Source organism: Shewanella sp. UCD-KL12 (assembly GCF_001957125.1).
Classification (GTDB): Bacteria; Pseudomonadota; Gammaproteobacteria; order Enterobacterales; family Shewanellaceae; genus Shewanella.
The window spans coordinates 29,939-51,754 of record NZ_MPHJ01000011.1 but is presented as its reverse complement, the minus strand read 5'-3'; the positions used below and the strand labels follow the sequence as shown (position 1 = coordinate 51,754).

At 43.1% G+C, this 21,816-nt stretch carries 19 protein-coding genes and 1 riboswitch; of the genes, 12 read left to right on the top strand and 7 right to left on the bottom strand.

Annotated elements, in window-relative coordinates:
* Positions 1 to 114 precede the first annotated feature (114 nt).
* The 3 genes from BM736_RS17520 to BM736_RS17510 all read left to right on the top strand — a co-directional run bounded on the left by BM736_RS17520 (position 115) and on the right by BM736_RS17510 (position 3,298).
* Positions 115 to 558, top strand: a complete 444-nt coding sequence (locus BM736_RS17520; RefSeq protein WP_076414541.1) for a VOC family protein — start codon at positions 115 to 117, stop codon at positions 556 to 558.
* Positions 559 to 654: 96 nt separating this feature from the next.
* Entirely contained in the window at positions 655 to 1,380 is a 726-nt protein-coding gene (locus tag BM736_RS17515; protein WP_076414539.1) for a TSUP family transporter, read from the top strand.
* 298 nt (positions 1,381 to 1,678) lie between these two features.
* Positions 1,679 to 3,298 carry a methyl-accepting chemotaxis protein gene (locus BM736_RS17510; RefSeq protein ID WP_076414537.1) on the top strand — a complete coding sequence of 540 codons (1,620 nt, stop codon included), beginning with the start codon at positions 1,679 to 1,681 and terminating at the stop codon, positions 3,296 to 3,298.
* A gap of 85 nt (positions 3,299 to 3,383) precedes the next feature.
* On the opposite strand, the gene add is transcribed toward BM736_RS17510, so the two are convergent.
* From add to BM736_RS17495, 3 genes are all read right to left on the bottom strand, one after another.
* The gene (gene add, locus BM736_RS17505; RefSeq protein WP_076414535.1) at positions 3,384 to 4,379 is read right to left on the bottom strand and encodes an adenosine deaminase; all 996 of its coding nucleotides are present in this window, start codon (positions 4,377 to 4,379) and stop codon (positions 3,384 to 3,386) included.
* Between the two features lie 110 nt (positions 4,380 to 4,489).
* Positions 4,490 to 4,589: riboswitch (purine riboswitch) on the bottom strand.
* Positions 4,590 to 4,625: 36 nt separating this feature from the next.
* Positions 4,626 to 4,949, bottom strand: coding sequence for a 2Fe-2S iron-sulfur cluster-binding protein (locus BM736_RS17500; RefSeq protein ID WP_076414533.1), 324 nt, complete (start codon positions 4,947 to 4,949; stop codon positions 4,626 to 4,628).
* Between the two features lie 59 nt (positions 4,950 to 5,008).
* On the bottom strand, positions 5,009 to 5,683 hold the full coding sequence (locus BM736_RS17495; protein ID WP_143562425.1) for a malonic semialdehyde reductase: 675 nt from the start codon (positions 5,681 to 5,683) through the stop codon (positions 5,009 to 5,011).
* A gap of 139 nt (positions 5,684 to 5,822) precedes the next feature.
* On the opposite strand from BM736_RS17495, the gene BM736_RS17490 reads away from it, so the two are divergent.
* From BM736_RS17490 to BM736_RS17465, 6 genes are all read left to right on the top strand, one after another.
* Positions 5,823 to 6,647, top strand: a complete 825-nt coding sequence (locus BM736_RS17490) for a sulfite exporter TauE/SafE family protein (protein ID WP_083700303.1) — start codon at positions 5,823 to 5,825, stop codon at positions 6,645 to 6,647.
* 294 nt (positions 6,648 to 6,941) lie between these two features.
* Positions 6,942 to 7,877 (top strand): fumarylacetoacetate hydrolase family protein, encoded by a 936-nt coding sequence (locus BM736_RS17485; RefSeq protein ID WP_076414531.1) that lies wholly within the window; start codon positions 6,942 to 6,944, stop codon positions 7,875 to 7,877.
* Between the two features lie 14 nt (positions 7,878 to 7,891).
* A complete protein-coding gene (locus BM736_RS17480) occupies positions 7,892 to 8,437 on the top strand; it encodes a VOC family protein (RefSeq protein ID WP_076414529.1) in 546 nt (181 codons plus the stop codon).
* A 52-nt stretch (positions 8,438 to 8,489) separates the two neighbouring features.
* Positions 8,490 to 9,314, top strand: a complete 825-nt coding sequence (locus tag BM736_RS17475) for an alpha/beta fold hydrolase (RefSeq protein ID WP_076414527.1) — start codon at positions 8,490 to 8,492, stop codon at positions 9,312 to 9,314.
* A gap of 59 nt (positions 9,315 to 9,373) precedes the next feature.
* On the top strand, positions 9,374 to 11,014 hold the full coding sequence (locus BM736_RS17470) for a thiamine pyrophosphate-binding protein (protein WP_076414525.1): 1,641 nt from the start codon (positions 9,374 to 9,376) through the stop codon (positions 11,012 to 11,014).
* Between the two features lies 1 nt (position 11,015).
* Positions 11,016 to 12,476: an aldehyde dehydrogenase family protein gene (locus BM736_RS17465; protein ID WP_076414523.1), complete on the top strand. Its 1,461-nt coding sequence runs from the start codon at positions 11,016 to 11,018 to the stop codon at positions 12,474 to 12,476.
* A gap of 40 nt (positions 12,477 to 12,516) precedes the next feature.
* Here the strand turns inward: BM736_RS17465 and BM736_RS17460 are convergent, their stop codons facing one another.
* Positions 12,517 to 13,299, bottom strand: coding sequence for an ABC transporter substrate-binding protein (locus BM736_RS17460; protein WP_076414521.1), 783 nt, complete (start codon positions 13,297 to 13,299; stop codon positions 12,517 to 12,519).
* Between the two features lie 149 nt (positions 13,300 to 13,448).
* Positions 13,449 to 15,893, bottom strand: a complete 2,445-nt coding sequence (locus tag BM736_RS17455) for a hypothetical protein (RefSeq protein ID WP_076414520.1) — start codon at positions 15,891 to 15,893, stop codon at positions 13,449 to 13,451.
* A 640-nt stretch (positions 15,894 to 16,533) separates the two neighbouring features.
* On the opposite strand from BM736_RS17455, the gene BM736_RS17450 reads away from it, so the two are divergent.
* The gene (locus BM736_RS17450) at positions 16,534 to 17,118 is read left to right on the top strand and encodes a hypothetical protein (protein WP_076414518.1); all 585 of its coding nucleotides are present in this window, start codon (positions 16,534 to 16,536) and stop codon (positions 17,116 to 17,118) included.
* A gap of 62 nt (positions 17,119 to 17,180) precedes the next feature.
* Here BM736_RS17450 and BM736_RS17445 read toward each other — a convergent pair whose 3' ends face one another.
* A complete protein-coding gene (locus BM736_RS17445; protein ID WP_076414516.1) occupies positions 17,181 to 17,633 on the bottom strand; it encodes a hypothetical protein in 453 nt (150 codons plus the stop codon).
* Positions 17,634 to 17,839: 206 nt separating this feature from the next.
* On the opposite strand from BM736_RS17445, the gene BM736_RS17440 reads away from it, so the two are divergent.
* Positions 17,840 to 18,700, top strand: a complete 861-nt coding sequence (locus BM736_RS17440) for an ABC transporter substrate-binding protein (RefSeq protein WP_076414514.1) — start codon at positions 17,840 to 17,842, stop codon at positions 18,698 to 18,700.
* Between the two features lie 82 nt (positions 18,701 to 18,782).
* On the opposite strand, the gene BM736_RS17435 is transcribed toward BM736_RS17440, so the two are convergent.
* A complete protein-coding gene (locus BM736_RS17435; RefSeq protein WP_256717951.1) occupies positions 18,783 to 20,678 on the bottom strand; it encodes a GGDEF domain-containing protein in 1,896 nt (631 codons plus the stop codon).
* Between the two features lie 392 nt (positions 20,679 to 21,070).
* Here BM736_RS17435 and BM736_RS17430 point away from each other — a divergent pair, with 392 nt between their 5' ends.
* Entirely contained in the window at positions 21,071 to 21,508 is a 438-nt protein-coding gene (locus BM736_RS17430; RefSeq protein WP_076414510.1) for a DUF3069 domain-containing protein, read from the top strand.
* Positions 21,509 to 21,816: the final 308 nt, after the last annotated feature.

Here is a 21,816-nt window from a genome sequence, read left to right as displayed (position 1 = left end):
TTAATACGGTAATTCACTAATCAGTAGAACACTAACTTTAATAAGAGGTTTCCCTGTATAGCTTTGCTTGCTCACTCATGGTGAGGCGCTGCTATCGGGGACGAGGAGAGAGAGATGACTAAGAAATTAATCCCATTAAAACATATTGCTATGGCATCAGATAACCCAGAGAAAAGCAGAGACTTTTTCGTTAATGTGATGGGCTGGTCTGTTGCTGGCGTAGTGGCAAGCCGCAATGCCAATGGTTTCTACATGACTGACGGCAATATTAATATGGCAATTTTAAAGTTCAGAAATGGCCCTGCCGCAGGCAAGGAATTTCCACAAGGCTATGTTGGCTTGCATCATATTGGCTTCCAGTGTGATGATATAGAAGCTATGGTTGATGGGTTTAAAGATGAAGGTTATCAGCCACGCCATGATGTTAACTTGGCACAGGGGCTAGGTAAAAACCCAGCAAAAGACAATGCTGAGTATAAGATGACGGGCCCTGAAGATATTATGGTGGATATTTCAGAGCGTGGTTGGGTAGGTACTCAAACTTACAAAACCTTATAAAGCAGCTTATGGCGCCTAGCTGCTAGGTATCAGGTGTTAGGTATCTGGTGTCGGTTATTAGATGTAAGCAGCGACAAACTTTAAAAAGGGAGGTGTATGGATTTTTCGCTTATAGCCTCCCTTTTCATACTTACCACTTTCACCTCAACTGTTGCCGGAATATGTGGTTTAGGTGGTGGATTAATTTTAGCGGTCACCTTACCTTGGTTTGTTCCACCTGCAGCCGTTATTCCTCTCCATGGTACGACACAACTTGCGAGTAACTTCACGCGTTTAGGTTTTGCATTTCGCGCTGTTTACTGGCCTGTTGTGGCGCCTTTTGTGCTTGGTTCTTTATCTGGTATCGCCCTGTTTGGGCTGTTTCTAATTAATCTTTCCAGTGAATATATTCCACTATTTATTGCCACATACTTGCTGCTGACACTTTGGGTAAAGCCGATAGAGAATGTGTTAGGGCGACTTGAAAACTTCTTTATTGTTGGCGCAGTGCAGACGGGGTTGGGTTTAGTGGTCGGAGCGCCTGGGCCTTTAACCATGAATTTACTCTTGAAGCGCCTTAAGGATAAAGATCAGATCATTGCTACCGCAGCCTTGCTGATGGGGATGAGCAATATCGCTAAGGTGCTCACTTATGCTGGTTTAGGCTTCATCTTTATTGATTACTTGCCGCAGATCGTCTCGGCGATTTTAGGGGCTGCCCTCGGATCCTTTATTGGCACTCGTCTACGAGGAACTATTGATAACCGCAAGTTTATGCATCTTCTTAAATGGCTGTTAACTTTGCTGGCGATTCAAACATTAGTCAGATTTAGTTTTAGCTAAAGCACTTCTATTCATCGGACTCATTGAGTTGAAGTGAGCTGTTTTATTTAAACCTAAAGGAATGGCTAGTGATTAGCTTACTATTTTGGCTTTGGCGCTATCGGTGGATAAATAACCTGAGAGTAAGATTTAACCTGAGTTTATTATGGTGTTTAAAACACAACTGTTCACAGAGTAAATAATAGTTATTCATCTTAAATAGATTTTTATTGTTCTGTAAGGCTAGTTTCATCTTAATTTCAATGTTAATTATATAGGGCGGTACATAAAAACAACAATTCGCTAAGGTTTCTCTAATATGACACTTCGTAGCAAAATAATGACATTTGTTGGCGTACTCTTTATCGCCTTAATTAGCATTGCAGTTTTAGGATTGCAGGCCCTCTCTAAAGCCAGTGAGAGCGACAATATTGCGCGTATTAATCAGTTGATGAAGAGTACTGTGAACATTGTCGAGCAGTTTGAGCAACTCGCTGCAACAGGTAAGCTTGATGAGGCTCAAGCAAAGCAGTTTGCGGCCCAGATGCTTAGAGAAAATAAGTATCATGAATCAGAATATGTCTATGTGGTAGATGATAAATTAGATTTTCTGGCCACCCCCCATGACCCACAATTACATGGCAGCAGTTTTAATGATTTCAAAGATGCCAGTGGCAATAGCATAGGTCAGATGGTGGAGCGATTAGTAGGTAATAAGACTCAGCAGATCATCACATATCACTGGGATTCTGAACGTGATGGCGCCATTGTCGATCTCACCTCTGTGGTACAAAAGACCCCGCGTTGGGGCTGGTATGTCGGTACCGGGATCAGTTACGCCGAAGCCAATGAGCGTTACTGGTCTGTGGCTAAGTGGTTATTGACCCTGTCGATCATCATTGCTGTGGTGCTATCTACAATGCTATTTATGTTTGGTTTGAAGATGCGTAACGCCTTAGGCGCTGAAATTGATGCCGTACGCAATATTGTCATTAAAGTCTCGAGGGGCGATTTAAAACAGAATTCAGATTTTAAATTAGCCGATAATGACAGCGTTGTCGGTGCGATAAATTACATGCAAGAAGGGCTTCAAGGTGTTGTAAAAGAAATAAAAAGTGTGGCGGATACGCTCAATGAGCAGATGGAGGAGTCTGAGCGTAGAGCGACTGAGCTAGATGGCTTAACGACGGCGATGAACGAGGAGACTCAGATGGTCGCATCGGCCATTACTGAGTTAACGGCTTCATCTGGGACGGTCGCTGATCACGCTAAACAAACGGCTGATTCAGTGAAAGCGGCAGAGCATCAAGGGCAAAACGCTCACTTGCTGACAGAGGAAGCGTCGAAGACGATTTCGTTATTAGAAACACAGATAGAGAGTGCGGGTTCTAATATTCAATTGCTTGATGATGAGGTTAATAATATTGCTAACGTGTTAACCGTTATTCAGGGAATTGCAGAGCAGACTAACTTGCTAGCGCTCAATGCGGCGATTGAAGCGGCGCGCGCCGGCGAGCAGGGTAGAGGTTTTGCCGTTGTTGCTGATGAGGTAAGGCAACTTGCCCAGCGTACCCAAAGTAGTACCGGAGAGATCCATACTATGATCACTAAGCTTCAGGCTGCGACTCAGGATGCAAAAACTTCGGTGACTCAGAGTATTGAAACCAGTGAGGAGACCGTTGCTAAGTCTCATCAGGTATCAAGCGAGCTTAAGAACATTGCAGTTTCACTGTCTGAGATCTCTCAGATGAGTCATCAGATCTCTGAGGCAGCCACTGAGCAACTTGCCGCTGGAGAGGACTCTGCAAAACGAATCGTCAATATCTCTGAAACAGCTGAAAACACCGCTTTAGTCTCTCACTCTTCCCATGAGACGAGTGCTCAGATCCAACAGCTAACTAAGAACTTAGAGAGTGAAGTAAAGAAGTTTTCAATCTAGCTTTTTCAATTTAGTGAGTCCATTTGGCTAAGAAAAAAGCCCCGAGAAACATCATTCTCGGGGCTTTTTTATAGCTGATTAGAACTTATTCTGCAAATGTCAGCAGATGTTGTTTCACTGCATCTGATGCAAACGCTTGCTCTATGCTGATACGGTAGATATTGAAGTAATCTTCGCGGCTTAGGTTGAACTCTTGCATAACCTTGCGTACTTCATCTGTCATTGTAGTGTTAGAGACAGTGCGATTATCGGTATTAATCGTAATGGGCAAACTGTCTTTGTAGAAGGCTTTTGCTGGGTGTTCACTGAGCTTATTGACAGCCTTAGTCTGGATATTACTGCTTGGGCAAGTTTCTAATCCGGTATTTTGCTGTTTAACAAGATTGTAGGCACCTTGATGACCTGTGATATGAATACCATGGCCTACACGCTCAGCATGTAGCAATGAAATAGCATCAAATACATTTTGTCCTACACCTTGCTCACCAGCATGTATGGTGATGCGATAGCCCTTTTCGAGGGCGTAATCCACATAAGGGATAAACTCACTACAAAAACCGGGGAGCTCAGCGCCAGCCAGATCGAACGCTACGACACCTTTATTAAGATAAGCTGCCCCAGCATCGATAACATCACGGATATTATCTTTAGGGAAAGTGCGTAGGATTGAGAGAATGTAATTTCCCTTGATGTCATACATAGCTTCGGCGCGCTGCATGCCTTTGACCACAGAGCCGATGATTTGATCGAAACTGAGCCCTTGTTGCTGGTGCAGTTGTGGGCCGAAACGGACTTCAAAGTACTTAACGTTCTCTTTAGCTGCGTCTTCGAAAAGCTCAAATGAGATGCGCTCAATACCAGCTTCAGTTTGCATCACTGACAGTGGTAAATCGAAGCGTAACAGATACTCTTCAAGGTTAGTGCAGGTTTCAGGCGCTATCATTAATGATTTGATCTCATTAATGTCTTGGCTAGGGATGGTGATATTTTGCTCGGCGGCAAGATCAATAATTGTTTGAGGGCGAACACTGCCATCTAAATGACAATGTAGATCGATCTTGGGTAAGCTTAAATAGTTCATGAGTCTCTACCTTTATAGGATAGTGCCAATATGGGCTGTGATTATTGATAGGGATTTTAAGACCCAAACAATAAACGCCATCTATCTATAGATAGACCATATCTGGCGTGGCATAAAGTTACAGACTTCATAATCAAGAATTTAAGGCTCTTGGTAGAAACTCCCAAACCATATCATTGGGATTATACGAAGCGATTTTTCGGACTATAGCATTAGCTAAAATAGAGTGCAATGACCAAGTTAGGCTCAGGATGATTTCACTCTCACTCGAATATTAGCTAGCTTATCAGTGACTATCACTTGGCAAGCTAGTCGAGAACTCGAACTCACATGAGTTAAGTTTTTCAGCACTTGAGTTTCACCGCTATATTGCCCTGGGATCTGGTTAAGCACTGCTGTTTCAAGTTCAATGTGGCAAGTGCCACAACTGCAACAACCATTACAGAGGGCTGCTATTCCCTCTATTTGATGATCTTGAGCCGTAACCATTAAGCTAAGGCCTATCTCAGCTTGGACCTGCTTTTCAGATCCATCAGGCTCGATAAACGTGACAGGGATAGTTGAGCTCATTAGGTTTCCTTATTGTTTTGCTACGAGCAGAGAAACTGGCAGCACAAAACTTTTCAGCTTTAAAGCATTTCACACACTTCATCGAACTCAAACCTTGGTAGACGTTGGAAAATTTTGCTGGTATCGCCATAACCTAGTGAGCAGAGAAAATTACTTTTAATGCTAGTGCCTTTGAAGAACTCTTCATCGATAGCTTGGTTATTAAAACCTGACATAGGACCTATATCTAACCCGAGTGCCCGGGCGGCAATCATTAGGTAGGTGCCTTGGATTGTTCCATTTCTAAATGCTGATGTGTTAGCGGCTAGCTCATTGTTTTTAAATAGGTCCTGCGCGCCAGGGTTATGGGCAAACAGCTTAGGCATATGTTTATAAAACGCTAGGTCATGACCAATAATAACAGTCACAGGTGCTGCTAAAACCTTATTGACGTTAAGCGGTGCTAGACAGCCTTTTAGTCTCTCTTTCGCTTTTTGGGTGCGTATAAACAGGAATCGAGCTGGGCAGGTATTCATGCTGGTTGAGCCCATTTTCACTATGTCATAAATCTGATTGAGTAACTCGTCCGGCACTGGCTTATCAAGCCAGCCATTGTGGCTACGGGCTTCTCTAATTATCAGGTCTAAGGCGTTTTCACTTAACAGTTCACCTTTCTCTTTAAGCGACGAAGCGGCTGCTTGCGCCTCCTTAATCTGAGCTAATTGTTCAGGGCTAAATGAATGTTTTGTATTCATCTTCATTTCCTTATTTCTGAGAGAGTGACAAACTGTTATCACTAAAAAGTAATATCAATACACCATATTATAGGATTGTTAGCATGTCTATCTGCTGGGTATACTAAAATCACTGACTAATATATGAAAAGGTGAACTCATGATGGATACAGTAATGTCGCTATTGCCTTTGGCGGCAATGATGTTGGCTACAGGCGTTGTAGCAGGGATCCTAGCAGGGCTATTAGGTGTGGGAGGCGGTATAGTGATAGTACCTGTTCTCGATACTGCATTGGGGTTTTATGGTGTTGATCCCGCTATTCGCATGCATGTTGCCGTGGCGACCTCGCTGGCCTGTATTGTGGTTACCTCTATCTCTTCATCTCGTGCTCATCACGCCAAGGGCTCAGTCGATTTTTCTATTGTTAAAGTGTGGGGGCCGGCGGTATTTATCGGCTCAATTTTAGGCACTGTTGGTGCTTCATATGTTGATAGTCAGATTTTATCAGCGCTATTTGGCGGTATTGCATTGTTGGTTGCGCTGAAGATGTTGCTGCCTATGGACGATGTTAACCTAAGCCAAGATGTTCCCCGGGGGCTTGTTGCACCTTTTCCACCTTTGGTGATCGGTGGTCTGTCTAGCATGATGGGGATTGGCGGTGGTACCTTAAGTGTGCCTGTATTGACCTTGATGAACCAAACCATCCATAAGGCGGTGGGCACAGCAGCGATTTTTGGCTTACTGATTAGTTTGCCTGGCACCTTAGGCTTTGTTGTATCTGGCTTGAGCGATCCGCGCTTGCCAATAGGTAGCTTAGGCTATGTCAATATCATCGGCTTCTTACTCATCTCGCCAGTCACCGTATGGGCTGCCCCTATAGGTGCCAAGTTTGCGCATAAGCTCGATAAGCGAAAGCTAGGCATGTTGTTCGGTGGTTTCTTGTTTATCGTTTCTTGCAGAATGATCTATAGGACCTTTGTGTAATAGAAGGTTCTAGCGCCTAGGCTCAAGGCGCTAACCTCTAATCCTAACCTCAAATGCTAGGTATACACTTGTAGTTTGTTATTTGAGGTTGTTTATAATTAAAGTGTTATACCAAGCTGTTAAAAATTTAGTCGATCTTTATCTCCTATCCAAGCACATTGTCTATCAAAGCTTATAAGCTAAGTACGTTGGTTTAATCGGGCTATGAGCCTAAAAGCATTAAGCCAATGACTTAGCTCTCGGAAGACACTAGCAAGAATGACAGTTCAGCTTGCGACATAGGAGAGTTGAGAGATGAGTAAATATGGGTTAGCCACATACGACAAAAATGGTGTGAGTCATGCCGCCATTATTATTAATGAACAGAGATATGACCTGCTGACGGCCTATAAGGCGATTGCGGGTTGTGAGAGCATTCCTGTTTGGGCTTATAGCATCACAGAGGCTATCGCTCAGTGGGAAACCTTTAAAGATGAGCTTGATGGATTTGCCATCAAGGTCGAAGCCTTAGTTGCTCTCAATGAGTTAACGCCTGTTGATACAAGCTGCCAAATCTTAGTGCCATTTAAGCCTGCGACCATATTTGGCACCGCTTCTAATTATCATGAACATGCAGCCGAGATGAATACTATTTTGGCGGCAAAGCCTGATAGCTCTCCTTATGTATTTATGAAAGCGAATACCAGTGTTACCGCAAGCAACACCTATGTGATCTTGCCGCCCGAGACACAAAAACTGGACTGGGAAGTTGAGCTAGGGGTGGTGATAGGCAAACAGGCGCGCCGGGTAAAAGCGGAAAATGCCTTGGATTACATTGCAGGTTATACCGTAGTCAATGATATCTCAGCTCGAGATTTGAACCATAGAACTGATTACCCCTTCAAACATGACTGGTTTCGTGGCAAGAGCTGGGACACGTTCTGCCCAATGGGGCCAGTATTTGTACCAAAGAGCAGTATTGATGACCCCCACAAGGTTGGCCTTGGCTTAACGCTTAATGGCAAGCAGATGCAAGATGGTAACACTAGCGAGCTTATCTGGGATGCGTTTGAGCAGATTGAATATCTATCTAGCATCCTTACCCTGCAGCCGGGTGATGTGATCATGACAGGAACGCCTGCTGGAGTCGGCAAAGGCATAGGTCTGTTTCTTAAAGATGGCGATGTACTTGAAGCTTGGGCCGAAGGCGTTGGCTGTATTACCAATACCATTAAAGCTGAAGTCTTATAACTAAGGAGCCTTAAATGTCTGTTGAAAATTACTATACCCCTAAGCCAACACGTTTAGGTCACCTAGTGTTAAAGGTGAAAGATGTTCAAGCTTCGGTGAAGTTTTATCAAGAGGTGGTGGGGCTCACTGTTTCTGATTGGATTGATGATCGTATGGTGTTTATGCGCGCGAGCGCTGACCATCATGATCTCGCCCTTTTGCAGCTTCCACCTAATCAGTTGGCTCAGCAAGACCCGCTACAATCACGTATCGAACACTTCTCATATCGAGTAGAAAGCTTAGATGAAATGAAGCAAATAACGGAAATGTTACTTGCTCGTGGTATCGAGATAGATCGTGGTCTTGGTCGTCATGGTCCAGGTGAAAATACTTTTATCGTGTTTAAAGATCCCGATGGTAATAATGTTGAGTTCTACTCTGACATGCTGCAAATAACTGAAAACGCCCCCTATGAGGCATCGGTTTGGGACAGCAAAATATTGCACACCTTCGATCAATGGCAGCTCAAAGAGTTTGTGGTTGAGCCACCTGAACGTATTAAAGAGATCTTACCTGAGTAAGCTTTCAAACGTGCTTAACCGCATATAACAAATTAGATGGAAGGTGATTGAGATGGCGACTATCGATATCAATGGCAACAGTTTTTATTATGAAATTCATGGTGAGGGAGAGCCAATCGTATTGGCTCACGGCTTAGGGGGCAATCATGCAACTTGGTATAAGCAGGTCGCTGTATTGGCAAAAGCTTATCAGGTAATAACCTTCGACCATCGCGGTTTTGGTAACTCATCTGATATCGAGGGAGCCGGGCGTAGCGAGTTTTCAAGCGACCTTTTAGCACTGCTTGATCATCTTAAAATTGAACAAACCGCACTGCTTGGCCAATCAATGGGTGGTGGCACGGCTATCACTTTTACTTGTCAGCACCCAGAGAGAGTCAGTGGACTCATTATTGCAGACTCTCTCCATGGGCTGGTTGAGTCTGGTGAAGTCAAAAATATCATGGACCAAGCACGTGAAAACACCGCAAATATGAGCCAGATTGAGCGTGTGCTTGGCAACAATTTTGCGCAAAACAATCCTGGCGAAGCAATACTTTATCAACAGCTAAATAGCTTCAATTGCACTGACCGTTCAAACTTAACCGGAGTGTACGCTATGGATAAGTTTACTGCCGAGCAACTGGCACAAACTGGTGTGTTGACCATGTTCCTTGCCGGACAAGATGACATATTATTTCCCATAGAGGCGATTAGGCTAGTGCAGGAGCAAGTAGAGGGGTCATTTATCGTCGAGTTTGATGATTGTGGTCATTCGGCTTTTTTTGAAAAGCCCACTGATTTTAATGACAGCGTGCTCAGCTTTTTACAGATGGCTGGTTTAGCGCCGACTAGTGGCTCTGTACACAGTAACTCAGCAGGTTACGCATCAGTGTAATTGCGTTGATAAATAACTTTAGTCCAAGCGTTTTCAATAAATAGACAGATGGTATCACTATGACAATTACTCAAGAAGAAAGTAAAACAGTAGCCAAGCAGGTGATCGACGCGTTAGTCGAACTCGGTGTTAAGCATGTATTTGGCGTACCAAGCGGTGGCTGGGTTGATTACATGGAAGCGATGCGCACCACAAAAGGGATTGATTTTGTGCTCGCTACTCATGAAGGCGGTGCAGGATTTATGGCTGATGTTTGTGGTCGTATTACAGGTGTACCGGGTGTCTGTTTTGGCACTTTTGGCCCTGGAGCGACAAACTTAGCCACAGGGGTTGGGAGTGCCTATCTAGACCGTTCACCTATGATTGCACTGACTGATGAGTTTGCACCTGATAAACGCAACCGTATTGTACAGATGAATGTCGATCATCAAGCATTGTTTGCGCCTATAACCAAGAAAACAACCCGCTTAGAGGCGGATAAGGTTAGAGAGATTATTTTCGATGCTGCCCATGTGGCGCTATCGGGCGTACCGGGCCCTGTGCATGTTGGACTCCCTGCTGGAATGAGTGCTCAAGTAACACCAGTCAGTTCAGCAATGCCTTTGAAAGTAGAAGCTGAAAAAAGCGCTAAACTGTCTGATTTAATTGAGATGAATAAGTTATTCACTGAGGCAAAAATGCCTGTCATCGCCCTTGGAATGAGAGCGGTAACCAGTGATGTTGGCGAGCAGGTGGTTGCCTTTGCTCGCGAGCATAATGTGCCAGTGGTTATTACGCCTATGGCAAAGGGGATTATGGATGAGACCCACCCTAACTATGCAGGCGTCTTGTTTCATGCCTTAAGTGATGTGGTTGGCCAGACCCATCAACAAGCCGATCTAGTGCTAAGCATAGGTTACGATGAAATTGAGTTTAATTATGAAGATTGGATCCCCAATGTACCTCTTGTTAGCGTTGATATTGTAGCGACCGACTTAGATGTGAGCCAATACACCTTAGCCTGTGATGTGATTGGTAATATCGCTCATTCAGTCGAATACTTAGCAGGTGTGGAGTGTCAAATAAAGGCTTGGGACTTAGCTGCTTTAGCTGAGCGTAAGCAAGATATGTTTAAAAGAATGTCCCCAGATAGTAATGCTTTTGGCCCCTGTGCAGCACTAGATGTATTACGAGAAAAGTTTCCACAAGATGGCATCATGACCTGTGATGTTGGCGCGCATATTCATCTTATTGGGCAGAAGTGGCCTACCCCTAAACCGGGTAAACAGATTATGACTAACGGCTGGTCAGCAATGGGGTTTGCTATTCCATCAGCGATAACGGCGAAGTTGTGTCACCCTGATACGCCAGTTTGTTCTGTGATTGGAGATGGTGGTTTCTTAATGACGGCTGGAGAGCTAGCCGTTGCGGTACGCGAGAAGCTCAATATTGTGTTTGTGCTGTTTACCGATAATGACCTCGCCCTTATTCGTATTAAGCAGGAGAAGAAGAGTAACCCAATTTACGGCACACCGATTCGTGATCGTGGCACCATAGGCGGCGATAATATTTTTGGTGTGCCTGTGATTAAGGCCTTCGATACCGATGAGTTCTCATCTGCTTTAGATGACGCGTTTAAGCAGACGGGTCCGGTGATTGTCGAAGCTATTTTGAACTCGCGTGAGTATGACCAGTTAGTACTGCGAAAGGACAAACCATAATATGAATCTTGCAGTGAAAGCGAAGTGTCTTGTGGCATCAAAAACAGAAGCTACGCTACTTATCGATGGTCAGTGGTTAAGCAGTGATAAAACCATGCAGATCGTTAACCCTTTTGATAACGCTGTGCTGGCCAATGTGGCTTGTGCGAATGAAAGTCATGTTGCCTTAGCTGTTGCGAGTGCAAAACGTGCTTTTGAGACCTATAAACATCAAGCAAGTAGTGAGCGAGCTCAGGTCCTTCGTGGTGCAGCGGAGCTGATTGCTGAGCGACTAGAACTGTTTGCCACGACCATAGCTAAGGAAACGGGGAAACCGATACAAGCCGCTAGAAAAGAGGTGACGCGTTGTGTGAACACCTTGACGTTATCAGCTGAAGAGGCAACACGACTGACCGGGGAGACCATTAAGTTTGATAGCTTTGCTGGTGGCGAGAACCGTATCGGCCATTACGATCTTGTGCCTCTTGGGGTTGTGGTCGCTATCACACCATTTAATGACCCGTTAAATCTTGCAGCCCATAAGCTTGGTCCTGCCCTTGCTGCGGGGAACTCGGTTATTTTAAAGCCTTCGCAGCAGGCGCCGTTATCTGCACTTATGCTGGTAGAAGCTTTACTTGAAGCAGGCCTACCGACTGGGCGTATCAATGTATTAACTGGCTCTGCACGGGATTTTGCCAACCCTTTAGTTGCCAGTAAAGATGTCGCTATGGTGACCTATACTGGCGGTGAAGCCTCAGGGAAGATTATTGCTAACAAGGCTGGCATTAAAAAGTTGGCGATGGAGCTAGGGGCAAACTCGCCTGTGATAGTCATGGATGATTGCGACCTTGAGAAAGCGGTTGCCTCCTGTGTCTCTGGCTCATTTTGGGCTGTAGGACAAAACTGTATCGGTGTGCAGCGCATTTATATTCAGGAAAGGGTCTATGATGCCTTCAAGGCTGAGTTTGCTAAGCAGACTTGTGCGCTTAGCGTTGGCGATCCATTAAGTGATGCTACCGATGTTGGCCCAATGATCAATGAAACAGAGGCAAAGCGGATAGAGTCTTGGGTCAGCACTGCGATCAGTAATGGGGCCAACTTGCTTGCTGGTGGTCAGCGCGAAGGAGCCTGTTACTCTCCTACGGCATTAGAGTGTGTCGATGAGAGTGAAAGTCTGGTCTGCCAAGAGGCGTTTGGACCTGTAGTGAGTCTATTTAAGTTTACCGATTTAGATGAGACTATCGCCTTAGCCAATAATATCGATTTTTCCATTCATGGCGCAGTGTTTACCAATAACATTAATACAGCGATGAAGGTTTCTCGTGAATTAGATGTGGCAGGTGTGATGGTCAATGATTCAACCGATTACCGTCTCGATGCTATGCCTTTTGGTGGTGCTAAACGCGGAAGTTTAGGCCGAGAAGGGGTTAAGTTTGCTATTCGTGAAATGAGCCAGACGAAAGTTTTCTGTATGCATTTATAGATAATACTCGCTGCTAACTCTTAGGGGGATAGCCTGAGGGCTAAAGTGGTCTAGTATAACTCTGTAAATATTTCCTGTGAATGATAGAGATGGGATCCAGTCTCTCATCTCTGTTATGAAGCAGTTGTAACCCTGAATACAGTTTTTCTAGTATCTCAGGGGTTTGCATTCTTGGACTGGTTTTAGAGCACTGTAACCAGTTCTCTCTTGAGCTTAATGTATAGTAACCGATGGACAGATCATACAGTTCGGCTATGCTCTCTTGAGCACCGATAAAGCCATCGATGCGAGATTTCATTACCTGGGCGACTCCTTGCTGATAGTTGTTTAAATCGCTTTTACGGATTTTTTGATTGTCATCAAATTCAGAACCATAGTGTGCCCCGCGTATCCTACCGATATTCCTACCTTCAAAATCACTGAGATTTTTTGCCGAAGCTTGAGCAGGGCTATTAATTATGATCACAGGTTTTTTTGCGATTAAGCCCAACTGGAAAAAATCTTTTGAATGGATTTGAGAGGTGAAGAACATAGCACAATCAATACTCCCAGCTTTAAGTTCGTGGATCATGCGCTTATAGGGTGTTATCTCTATATTGGCTTTGATATTACTTTTGGCTAATAAAAGCTGAGTGATCTCCACTAATATGCCTGCTATATGGCCACTTGAATTAGTAAATTCGTAAGGTTCACCAATATTGATTACTGCAAATTTAAGCTCTGTCTGAGAGTTGTCTAGTGCTATCTCTGCTTGGCTCTGGCTCGATATGATTATCAAGCTGGCGGCTAAGCTTAACGTTAAAATGCCTTTACGTGAATTCATGCGAGTTACTGATGATGAAAGCCTATTAGAAGAATAGGATATGTTGGGAGTTTGTACGTTATCCAAGTAGCAAAAAGGGGGCTAGGCCCCCTTTAATTAACTTCATTCTGACGCTAATTAAGCGACATGATAAATAGGCTTAGCTGAGCTTAGCTACCACCTACGCCAGCTGTACCTTGATTTATCGTCACTGAGTTAGTTGAACCCACTTGAGTCACTACAGCAGTATTAGACATATCAGTCTGAGTGATGTTGGTGTAGTTAGATGTGCCACCCGTAGTTGTGACATAAGCAACATGGCTCTTACCTGTTTGAGAGACATATAGCTCGTTCTCAGCGCCCCAAGTTGAATCTACATCAGCGAAGTTAAGCTCACCATTTTGGTCGATATCAACCAATGAACCGTTATGGGAAGACTCAGCTGAAACTAAGTTATTGTCACCAACCTGGTCAATATACATAGTGTTGTCAGACCCAGTGGAAGTCGCACCAATATCACGGCCGCTTTCACCATTAGATACACGGTTACCATCACCATTTTGAGTAATGAATAACTCGCTACCTGCACCAGTGAAGGTACCTGCACCGGCAAAGTTATTTAAACCTGTTTGGTCGATAGTGATGCTATTACCATGGCTAGATGCATCTTGTCTTACGAGTACATCGTTACCTAAACCAGTTTGTGTCACAGCGGCGCTGTCGTTGTTACCGTCTTGGATAATTTCTACATTGTTGGCAACCAGCTCACTGTCAGAGCTCACTTGACTGACGGTAGCTTCGTTACCATTACCCGCCTGGATAATCAGTGCTTCTTGCTGGAAGTCTTGAGTTAAAGATGAGTCGTTGTTATTACCATCTTGTATGACAGTTGCGTTGTTGTTTGAACCTTGCGCGATGTAAGACTCATTGCCATTACCGTTAATCTGCAGTGAGAAAACAGTGTTAGACACACCCTGAGTCACTTCGGCATAGTTGTTATTAGCATTATGCTGAATTACACCTGCTTGGTTTCCAGAATCTTGAGTTATGTTTGATTCATTGCCGCTGGCGTTAAGTTGTAATGCAAACAGACTATTTGATTCGCTTTGTTCAACATTGATGTCGTTGTTATTACCACCATCTTGGATCACATCAGCTTGGTTATCAGAATCTTGTTCTACAAAAGCCTCGTTACCGTTGCCGTTAACTTGCAAAGCAGATACACGGTTATCGTCGTTTTGGTCAATCTCTATGTAATTATTATTGCCGCCATCTTGGGTAACTGTTGCTGTGTTGTCATCACTTTGAGTCAACCATAGCTCGTTTCCATTACCATTACCTTGGAATACATTAACCGTGTTGTCGTCATCTTGTTCTATCGACGAGCTATTATGGTTACCGTTGATTTGGTTGACGTTTACAGTGTTATCATCATCTTGATCGATATCAGAAACATTACCATTTCCACCAGTCTGGTTTACAAAAACGGTGTTGTCATCATCTTGGTCTACCCAAGACTCGTTATTGTTACCACCTGCTTGGTAAACGGTTAAAGCGTTATCGTCATCTTGTTGGATATCAGAGTAGTTACCGTTACCATTCTCTTGAGTCACATGAGTAATGTTATCGTCATCTGAGTTTAAGTATGATTCGTTGTTGTTACCATTTTGCTGGGTAATGTAGGCTTGGTTATTATCTTCCTGGATAACAACAGACGAATTACCGTTACCATTTAGCTGGTTAACAACTGCTAGATTATCTTCATCATAACGGCTGTCAGCTTGATCAACGCTAGACTCGTTATTGTTACCTGTCTGAGTGATAAATGCGGTGTTGCTGTCAGCCTGCAGAACTTCCGAGCTGTTACCATTACCCATTTGGCTAACTGTGGCTAAGTTGGTTTCACGTTGATCGACATAAGAGTCGTTGCCGTTTCCAACTTGGTCAACATTAGCTAAGTTTTTCCCAACGCCATCATCACCACTTTGGTCAATGGTGGAGTCGTTTCGATTACCAGTTTGTGATGACGTCGCTGTGTTCTCTAAAGCGCTTTGACTTATCAAAGCAACGTTATCGTTACCAGTCTGTGCGAGCGTTGCCACCGTTGTGTCAGCCGCTTCGCTATTAGTTGACTGCAGGATGTCACCATCGTTACCAGAACCTGATTGAGTCAGGTTAGCGGTTGCAGAGTCTGAGTCTGTTTGGTCTACATAAGCATCATTGCCTTGACCAACGTGTTGAGTAATAGTGGCGACAGCACTGTCGGAATCTGTATTTTCGATAAGGGCTGTATCACCATTACCTGTTTGAATAGTTGTTGATAGCGCTGAAGTGACGTTGACTTGCGAGACAGTTGCAGAGTTGCGATTGCCTGATTGCTGTATATCAGCAAGGTTTAAATCTGAGTTAACTTGATCGACTTGAGCGGTGTTGTGATTACCGTCTTGATCAACTAACGCTTGGTTGTCATTACTTTCAATAACCTGATTAATTGTTGCACCGTTATTATTGCCATCTTGTTCCACAGTCGCATTGTTATTAATGCTGGCAGCAGAAGCGCTAGAAGAAGCGAGTAATGCTGCTGATATCAGCATGGCGATCTTAGAGTGTTTCATTGAGATATTCCCTTATTAGTAGTAACTGGTTTATTTTGAGTTGTTAATGCTTTTGTTTATCGACTCAAAACAAACAGACAAGATCCTTGCTGCTGGACCAAGATTTCAAAAAGTTTATTTTTTCAGTGTTGTTGCCACTAATCCTACTGCTCGATTAGTGCTCTATCTTACTCAGGCTACTTATGTTCCACCTTTAGAATGACTAAAGCTTGTTTAAGCCTGTGATTGACTAAACACATTCCGTTGTTTCTCATACGTAGGATTGAGCATGTCAATTAATTGACGACAATTATGGAGAGTTAACGACTGACTAACATCAGTCCTGAGTATTAAAGGATCTAGGCGGAAAGCATATAATTAGTTCGGTGACTAATACTTTACTACTAGCTGGTTAATTGCTGATTTATATTAAGTGACTGTTAATATTGGCTATATGTTCTAAATTAGGGAAAGTGAATGCTTGTGCTAATAAGGACGAGATAACTAGAGTAATAGTGCTAAAGTACGACTGCAGTGTGTCAGCATAAGCGATGGGAAAAAATTTGTTATAACAAATCTTCTTCATTTGAGCTGCGAACCGTTATAAGACTCATATCTACCTGCGTGATAGGTTAACTAAAACTAAGTCACTGGAGTCTCTATGAAATCACAATCAAATTTAACTCTATCTGCTATTGCTATGGCTGCATTTTTCTCTTATCAGTTTTCCTTTTCTGCTTTAGCTCATAATGAGGAAAAACCAGCAGCACAGAGTGAGCGAGGTGTTATAGGTACCACTGTTTTACCTATGTCGATTGACTGGCACCTTTCATTTGAGCAGGTGAAAGAATCACAAGTGGCTAAGCCAAGTGATGAGCAGGCAAATAGACTGACCTATGAGAGTGAGCTTTTTGGTACTGAGTTCCATCAGGAGTTTCTGTTTACCGAGCAAGGCAAGTTGAAGAATATTTTGTTTTATCACTCTATTAATGCGGATTCTTTAACTTGTGTTGAGCAATATAAGCAGATAAGAAAAGGTATGGTGTCACAGTTTGGTGAGACAAAATTGAATGAGCTTTCTATTAATCCATTGGAAAGCATAGATAGGGCTAAGTTATGTGAGTTAACCGCTATTGGAGAGTACAAACTCTTTAGCGAGTGGCCACAGGCAAATGAGAAGGTCAGTTTAGTGCTAGATACTTGGAAAGGCCAAGCCTATATCGGTTTATCCTATCATCCTATCTAAGAGTTTTTAGTTCTGAGCTATTAGCATAGAGCTCCTAGGTTTTAGAACCTAGGAGCTTATCTTTAATCAATTTGATCAAGTAAGTTTGCCATTGACTGGGGGCCTTCGACTATGGTGCTGGTATAGCTATCGACGAACTCATTGAGCTTTAATGTGTAGTTATACCCGATAGGTAAGCCACGCTCTTTACCAACGCGCTCCATCTCATGTTCAGCGGTGCGATCAAAAGGCGGGCTCACACTGACAAAGTCATAACTATCACCGGATATCTTTCTGTACCACTTCATTGGAGGGAGTTTGATCACCTTATAAACCTCCTCCCATTCCTTCATGTATTCGATAAACTCTATATGTTTACCAGGATGAATCTTCCATACGGTAATGGTATAGATTGAGTTCTCTTCTGCTACGGCCATTACAGGTGCAGAGTAACCGACTAACCCGACACTTGAAAACGATAAACCTGTTGCTATCGCTGCAGCAGCTACGTGAGTTTTTAACTTTTTAAATATCATATTATCTCCTGAATCCCTAGGCTTATAGATGAACAAGTGCCACTGAATATTCATTGATGAAGGTGATGTTGAGGGGGTATCAAGATAATGACAATTAACTGAGGTGCAGGGGAAATACAATATGTCACTTTTGCTATAGTTAAATTGGTATAAGCTAGGCCTGTGTTATCAACTCTTCACAGGCTTTAAGCATACCAAGAGGATTTATGGGAAAGTGTTTAGCTCCATTCAAGTTTATGCTCAAGGCACTGACTTTGGCTTTGATTCTGACAGTGACTGTTGCCACATGTATGCTCGTTTCATTAAATGCTCAAGCCGCTCAGGTAAGAGCTGCCGTTTCCAGCCCTGAACTACGCCTAATTACAGAACCTTGGGCACCAGTCTCCTATGAGGAGTCCGGTGCTGCTAAAGGCTTTGCTGTAGAGTTAGTTGAGCAGTTGCAGCTTTCTGTCGAAAACGAACAACAGATTGAGGTAATGCCTTGGGCTAGAGCCTTATCTATTGCAGAGACACGGGCTAATGTGTTGTTGTTTGCCACATCAATCAATGAAACCCGCCGTAATAAATTTCACTTTGTTGGCCCTATTCTGAGCAGTAAGATATCTTTGTTCGCGCTCGCTGAAGATGAGATTGAAATTGAGCGTGCCGACGAGCTTAAGACTGTAGGCGCGATAGGGGTTTACCGGGACACCATTGGCGAGAGTTTATTAAAACAAGCTGGCGTGACAAACCTCCAGTTGGCAAGTTATCCCGAGCACTCCGCTAAGCAGCTTTTTAGAGGGAGAGTTCGTTTATGGTGTCAAGCTGATGTTGCTGTGGCTAGCTTACTTGAAAAAGTAGGCGAACAGGCTACGAGTGTTAAGCCTGTATTTGTTCTCGATGAAATTGTTCTCTATTTAGCTTTTTCAAAAGGGACTCATCAGCAGGTTATAGAGCATTGGGCTGAAGCATTAACGGCTTTCAAAACCTCTGGAAAGTTTAAGCGACTTTATACGAAATACTTTGATGATACACATCTGTCAATTTCAGTCTCCGACTCGGTTGATATCCTTTGGCTTAATCACTAATTCGCTTGCTTTTCTTACTCTTTGTTCTCCTACTCTTTTCTTTTTAGCAATGTTCTCTCTTACTACGGGTTAATACCATTGATTAAACCGATTTTGCACAGTTTCTTCCATCAGACTTTGCTTGATATAGGGCGCTATCAGTGCGTTGTAGTAGCTCCGAGAAGTGCTTGTCTTGGTCTCGGGACGCAACACCTGCACTGATAGTCATCGCGAGCTTGTCTTCAATATGGCTAAAGTCTGATTGAGCAATCGCTTTGACTAAACGCTCTGCAATCTCTCTTGCTTGCTGCAGCTCTGTATTCGGTAAGATGACTAAAAACTCCTCTCCACCAACTCGACCAACGAGATCTGAGCTTCTCATTATTGAACTGGAAATATTAGCGAGTGCAATGAGCGCTTGGTCGCCAATATCATGGCCAAAGAGATCATTAATCTTTTTAAAGTAGTCCGCATCAAATAAGATTAGCGACAGTGGCGCTTTCTCAGCAAAGAGTTGCTCTCCAAGAGTGTAGGTGTGTCTTCTATTAGGGAGTTGAGTCAAATGATCTGTTAAGGCTAAAACTTCTAATAACTTGGACTTCTTAGCTTGCTTATAGGCAAAAAAGGATATGTTGATTATCACTATCAAAGCCAGGAAAATAACAGTGAATTGCAAGTATCGATTCTGTTGAAGGATCTTTAGCTCTCGCTCTTTGATCTCTTGTTTCTCTATGAGAAGCGTGTTTTCACTTTCGACTTGTTTAGTATTAAATCGAGTGCGCATCTCCGTTGTTCTATGGCTCTGCTGTTTTATATCGAGTTCATTATGTAGTCGTATATATTGCTCAAGAGAGTGATAAGCAAGTTCCCAGTTTAATAGATCTGCATAAATTTGGCTTTTGAGCATGTAAAGTTGAGTCAAGCCTCTGGAGTTTTTGACTCGGTTAAAAGCAGCTTCTGATTCCTCTATAAAGGGCAGTGCTTGCTGAGATTGATTGTTTAAAAAACTGATTTGAGCACGAAATAACATCATAAAACTATAAAAGGCTTCTTCTGAGCTTAAGACGTGTTTTTGGGCAAAGTTCAGGTACTTACTTGCTTCATCTAGGCGTTGTAGCTTAATCAGGGTGCCAGCTAAATTTACAGACACAAAACTCATGGCAAGCTCATCTTCTTCTTGGTGCCAGTAATCATAACTTTGCAGATATTTCTCTAATGCTGCTTCGTTTTCGCCTAACTCCTCTAGTGCGATAGCCATTTCGGTTGTAATACCTGTAGCTAGCTCAAGATCGCCGGAGTGAGTAAACTGAGTGACTAGCTTGTCATAATATTTTATTGCAGTTTGAGGGTCGCCAAAGCGGCGGTAGCTAGTGGCTATTTCAGCTAAGTTATAGCGACTCCATATTTCTAAATTCAAACTTTCGTATAGCTGTTGCGCTGTAAGTAGATCCTCTAATGCTGATGCATAATTACCTTGAAAAGAGTACATTGCGCCGCGTAATCCACGAGCGTCAGCAATTAGACGAGGAGACTCCAGCTGATAAGCTTTTGCGACAACTTTATTGTATTCATCAAGCGCTAGACTAACCTCACCAGAGAATTGGTAAAACCAGCCACGGCAAAGCATTAAGTCTGCAACGGTTTCTGCTGATTGTTTTATTAATTCAGATTCAAGTTGTTGCTGAACAAATGTAAGCCCTTCATCTCTTTTATCTGGATTAAAGGCGTCGATATTCCAACATAGAGCGCGTTGTAGCCTTTGGTAGTTGCTCGTGTCGTCTGCATTGATATTGGCTTTTAGGTAATCAAGTTTTACTTTTAGCTCATCGGCCGATAAAAGCTTTCCACTTTCTAGCAGCTCGAATGTCTCTAGAAAAGGATCGGTTTCTTCAGCCCTGCTAATAGGGGAAAAAGATAGCAAGATTATGTAAGTAAAAGCTATCCATAAAGGAAAATGCTTACAAAGCGCTATAACCGACTTTACCTGGAGAGGGGGCAACCTATGAGCCATTATATGTTTACGAAACCCTTCTAATTATTCTTTGTATATAGCATACAACAAATTATAGTGAACAATAACTAACTGATGCAGACTTTATATGCATTTTTTTAGCATAACATACTGTATCTTATGGGGTGCGCATTAGTCTAGTCACTTGTGTGTTTTGCTGCGTGCACTTGGTCTTTTTTGCATTTAGATTATTGGGCAGGTATAAAAGCTGGCATAATCACCGTATTAGGAAGGGTTATCTCTGTGAGAGCCGTGTTTGAGAGCATTTTAATGCCGCTAAGCAGGTCAACTATGGCTTTTAGGTTAGCGGCAACTTCTAAGCTTAATGATAGCTAATGACAAATTTCCATTTAATGAATTAAAAACTGATAGAGCAAAACATGATCGAAATTACTCCTGAGTATAAAACGCGCGTCGAACAAGTATCACTGAATGTCTGTAATGTTGTGATCCCTATGGATAAGATCCCTGAGAACCTGCTGGAAGCTTACGCAAACCTGTGCAATGAGCTACTTGAAGACAGCGATGAGAAGTTTATTAAGGGGTGGGAGGCACTGCCAAAGAGTGCTAAAAGCTTGCTACCACAATCTGATTTTCATGGCTTTTATATTGCCAATGCCTGGTTACAATTAAGCCGTGTAGCACAAGATATTTCAGAAGCTGCAGACAGTGATGATGCTATAGACGAGAAAGAGTACAACGGTATCTTTACCCGTATCTCGGATGACTCCCTTAAAGAGAGTGCTAAGAAGCTTAAAAAAGCCCGTACTGATAGAGCCTTGCTCAACAGCATTCGCGCAGTTATTGAAGGTAAGTAATAAGTTTTCTCTTGGATGAGAAATAGATCTTTTCTTTAGTATGCTAATGAGGGGATCGGTTAAGGCTATGGTTCCTCCCATGGCCTTTTTTATACTTGTAGATTAACAAGTTTCAAATATTGTATAGGCTGGTTTCATTTGGCTGTTTTGGTATTTGGAAGTTTACTGAGTATCTGAGCTTAATTGTAATCAACCGCCTGTCCGGCGAGGAATGTCTATGTGCTTCTGTGGAACGCTATTAATATATGCCTATACGCTCTGCGGTTTCAAACAACCTTCATGTTTAACTGCCAGTTCGACATCCTGTC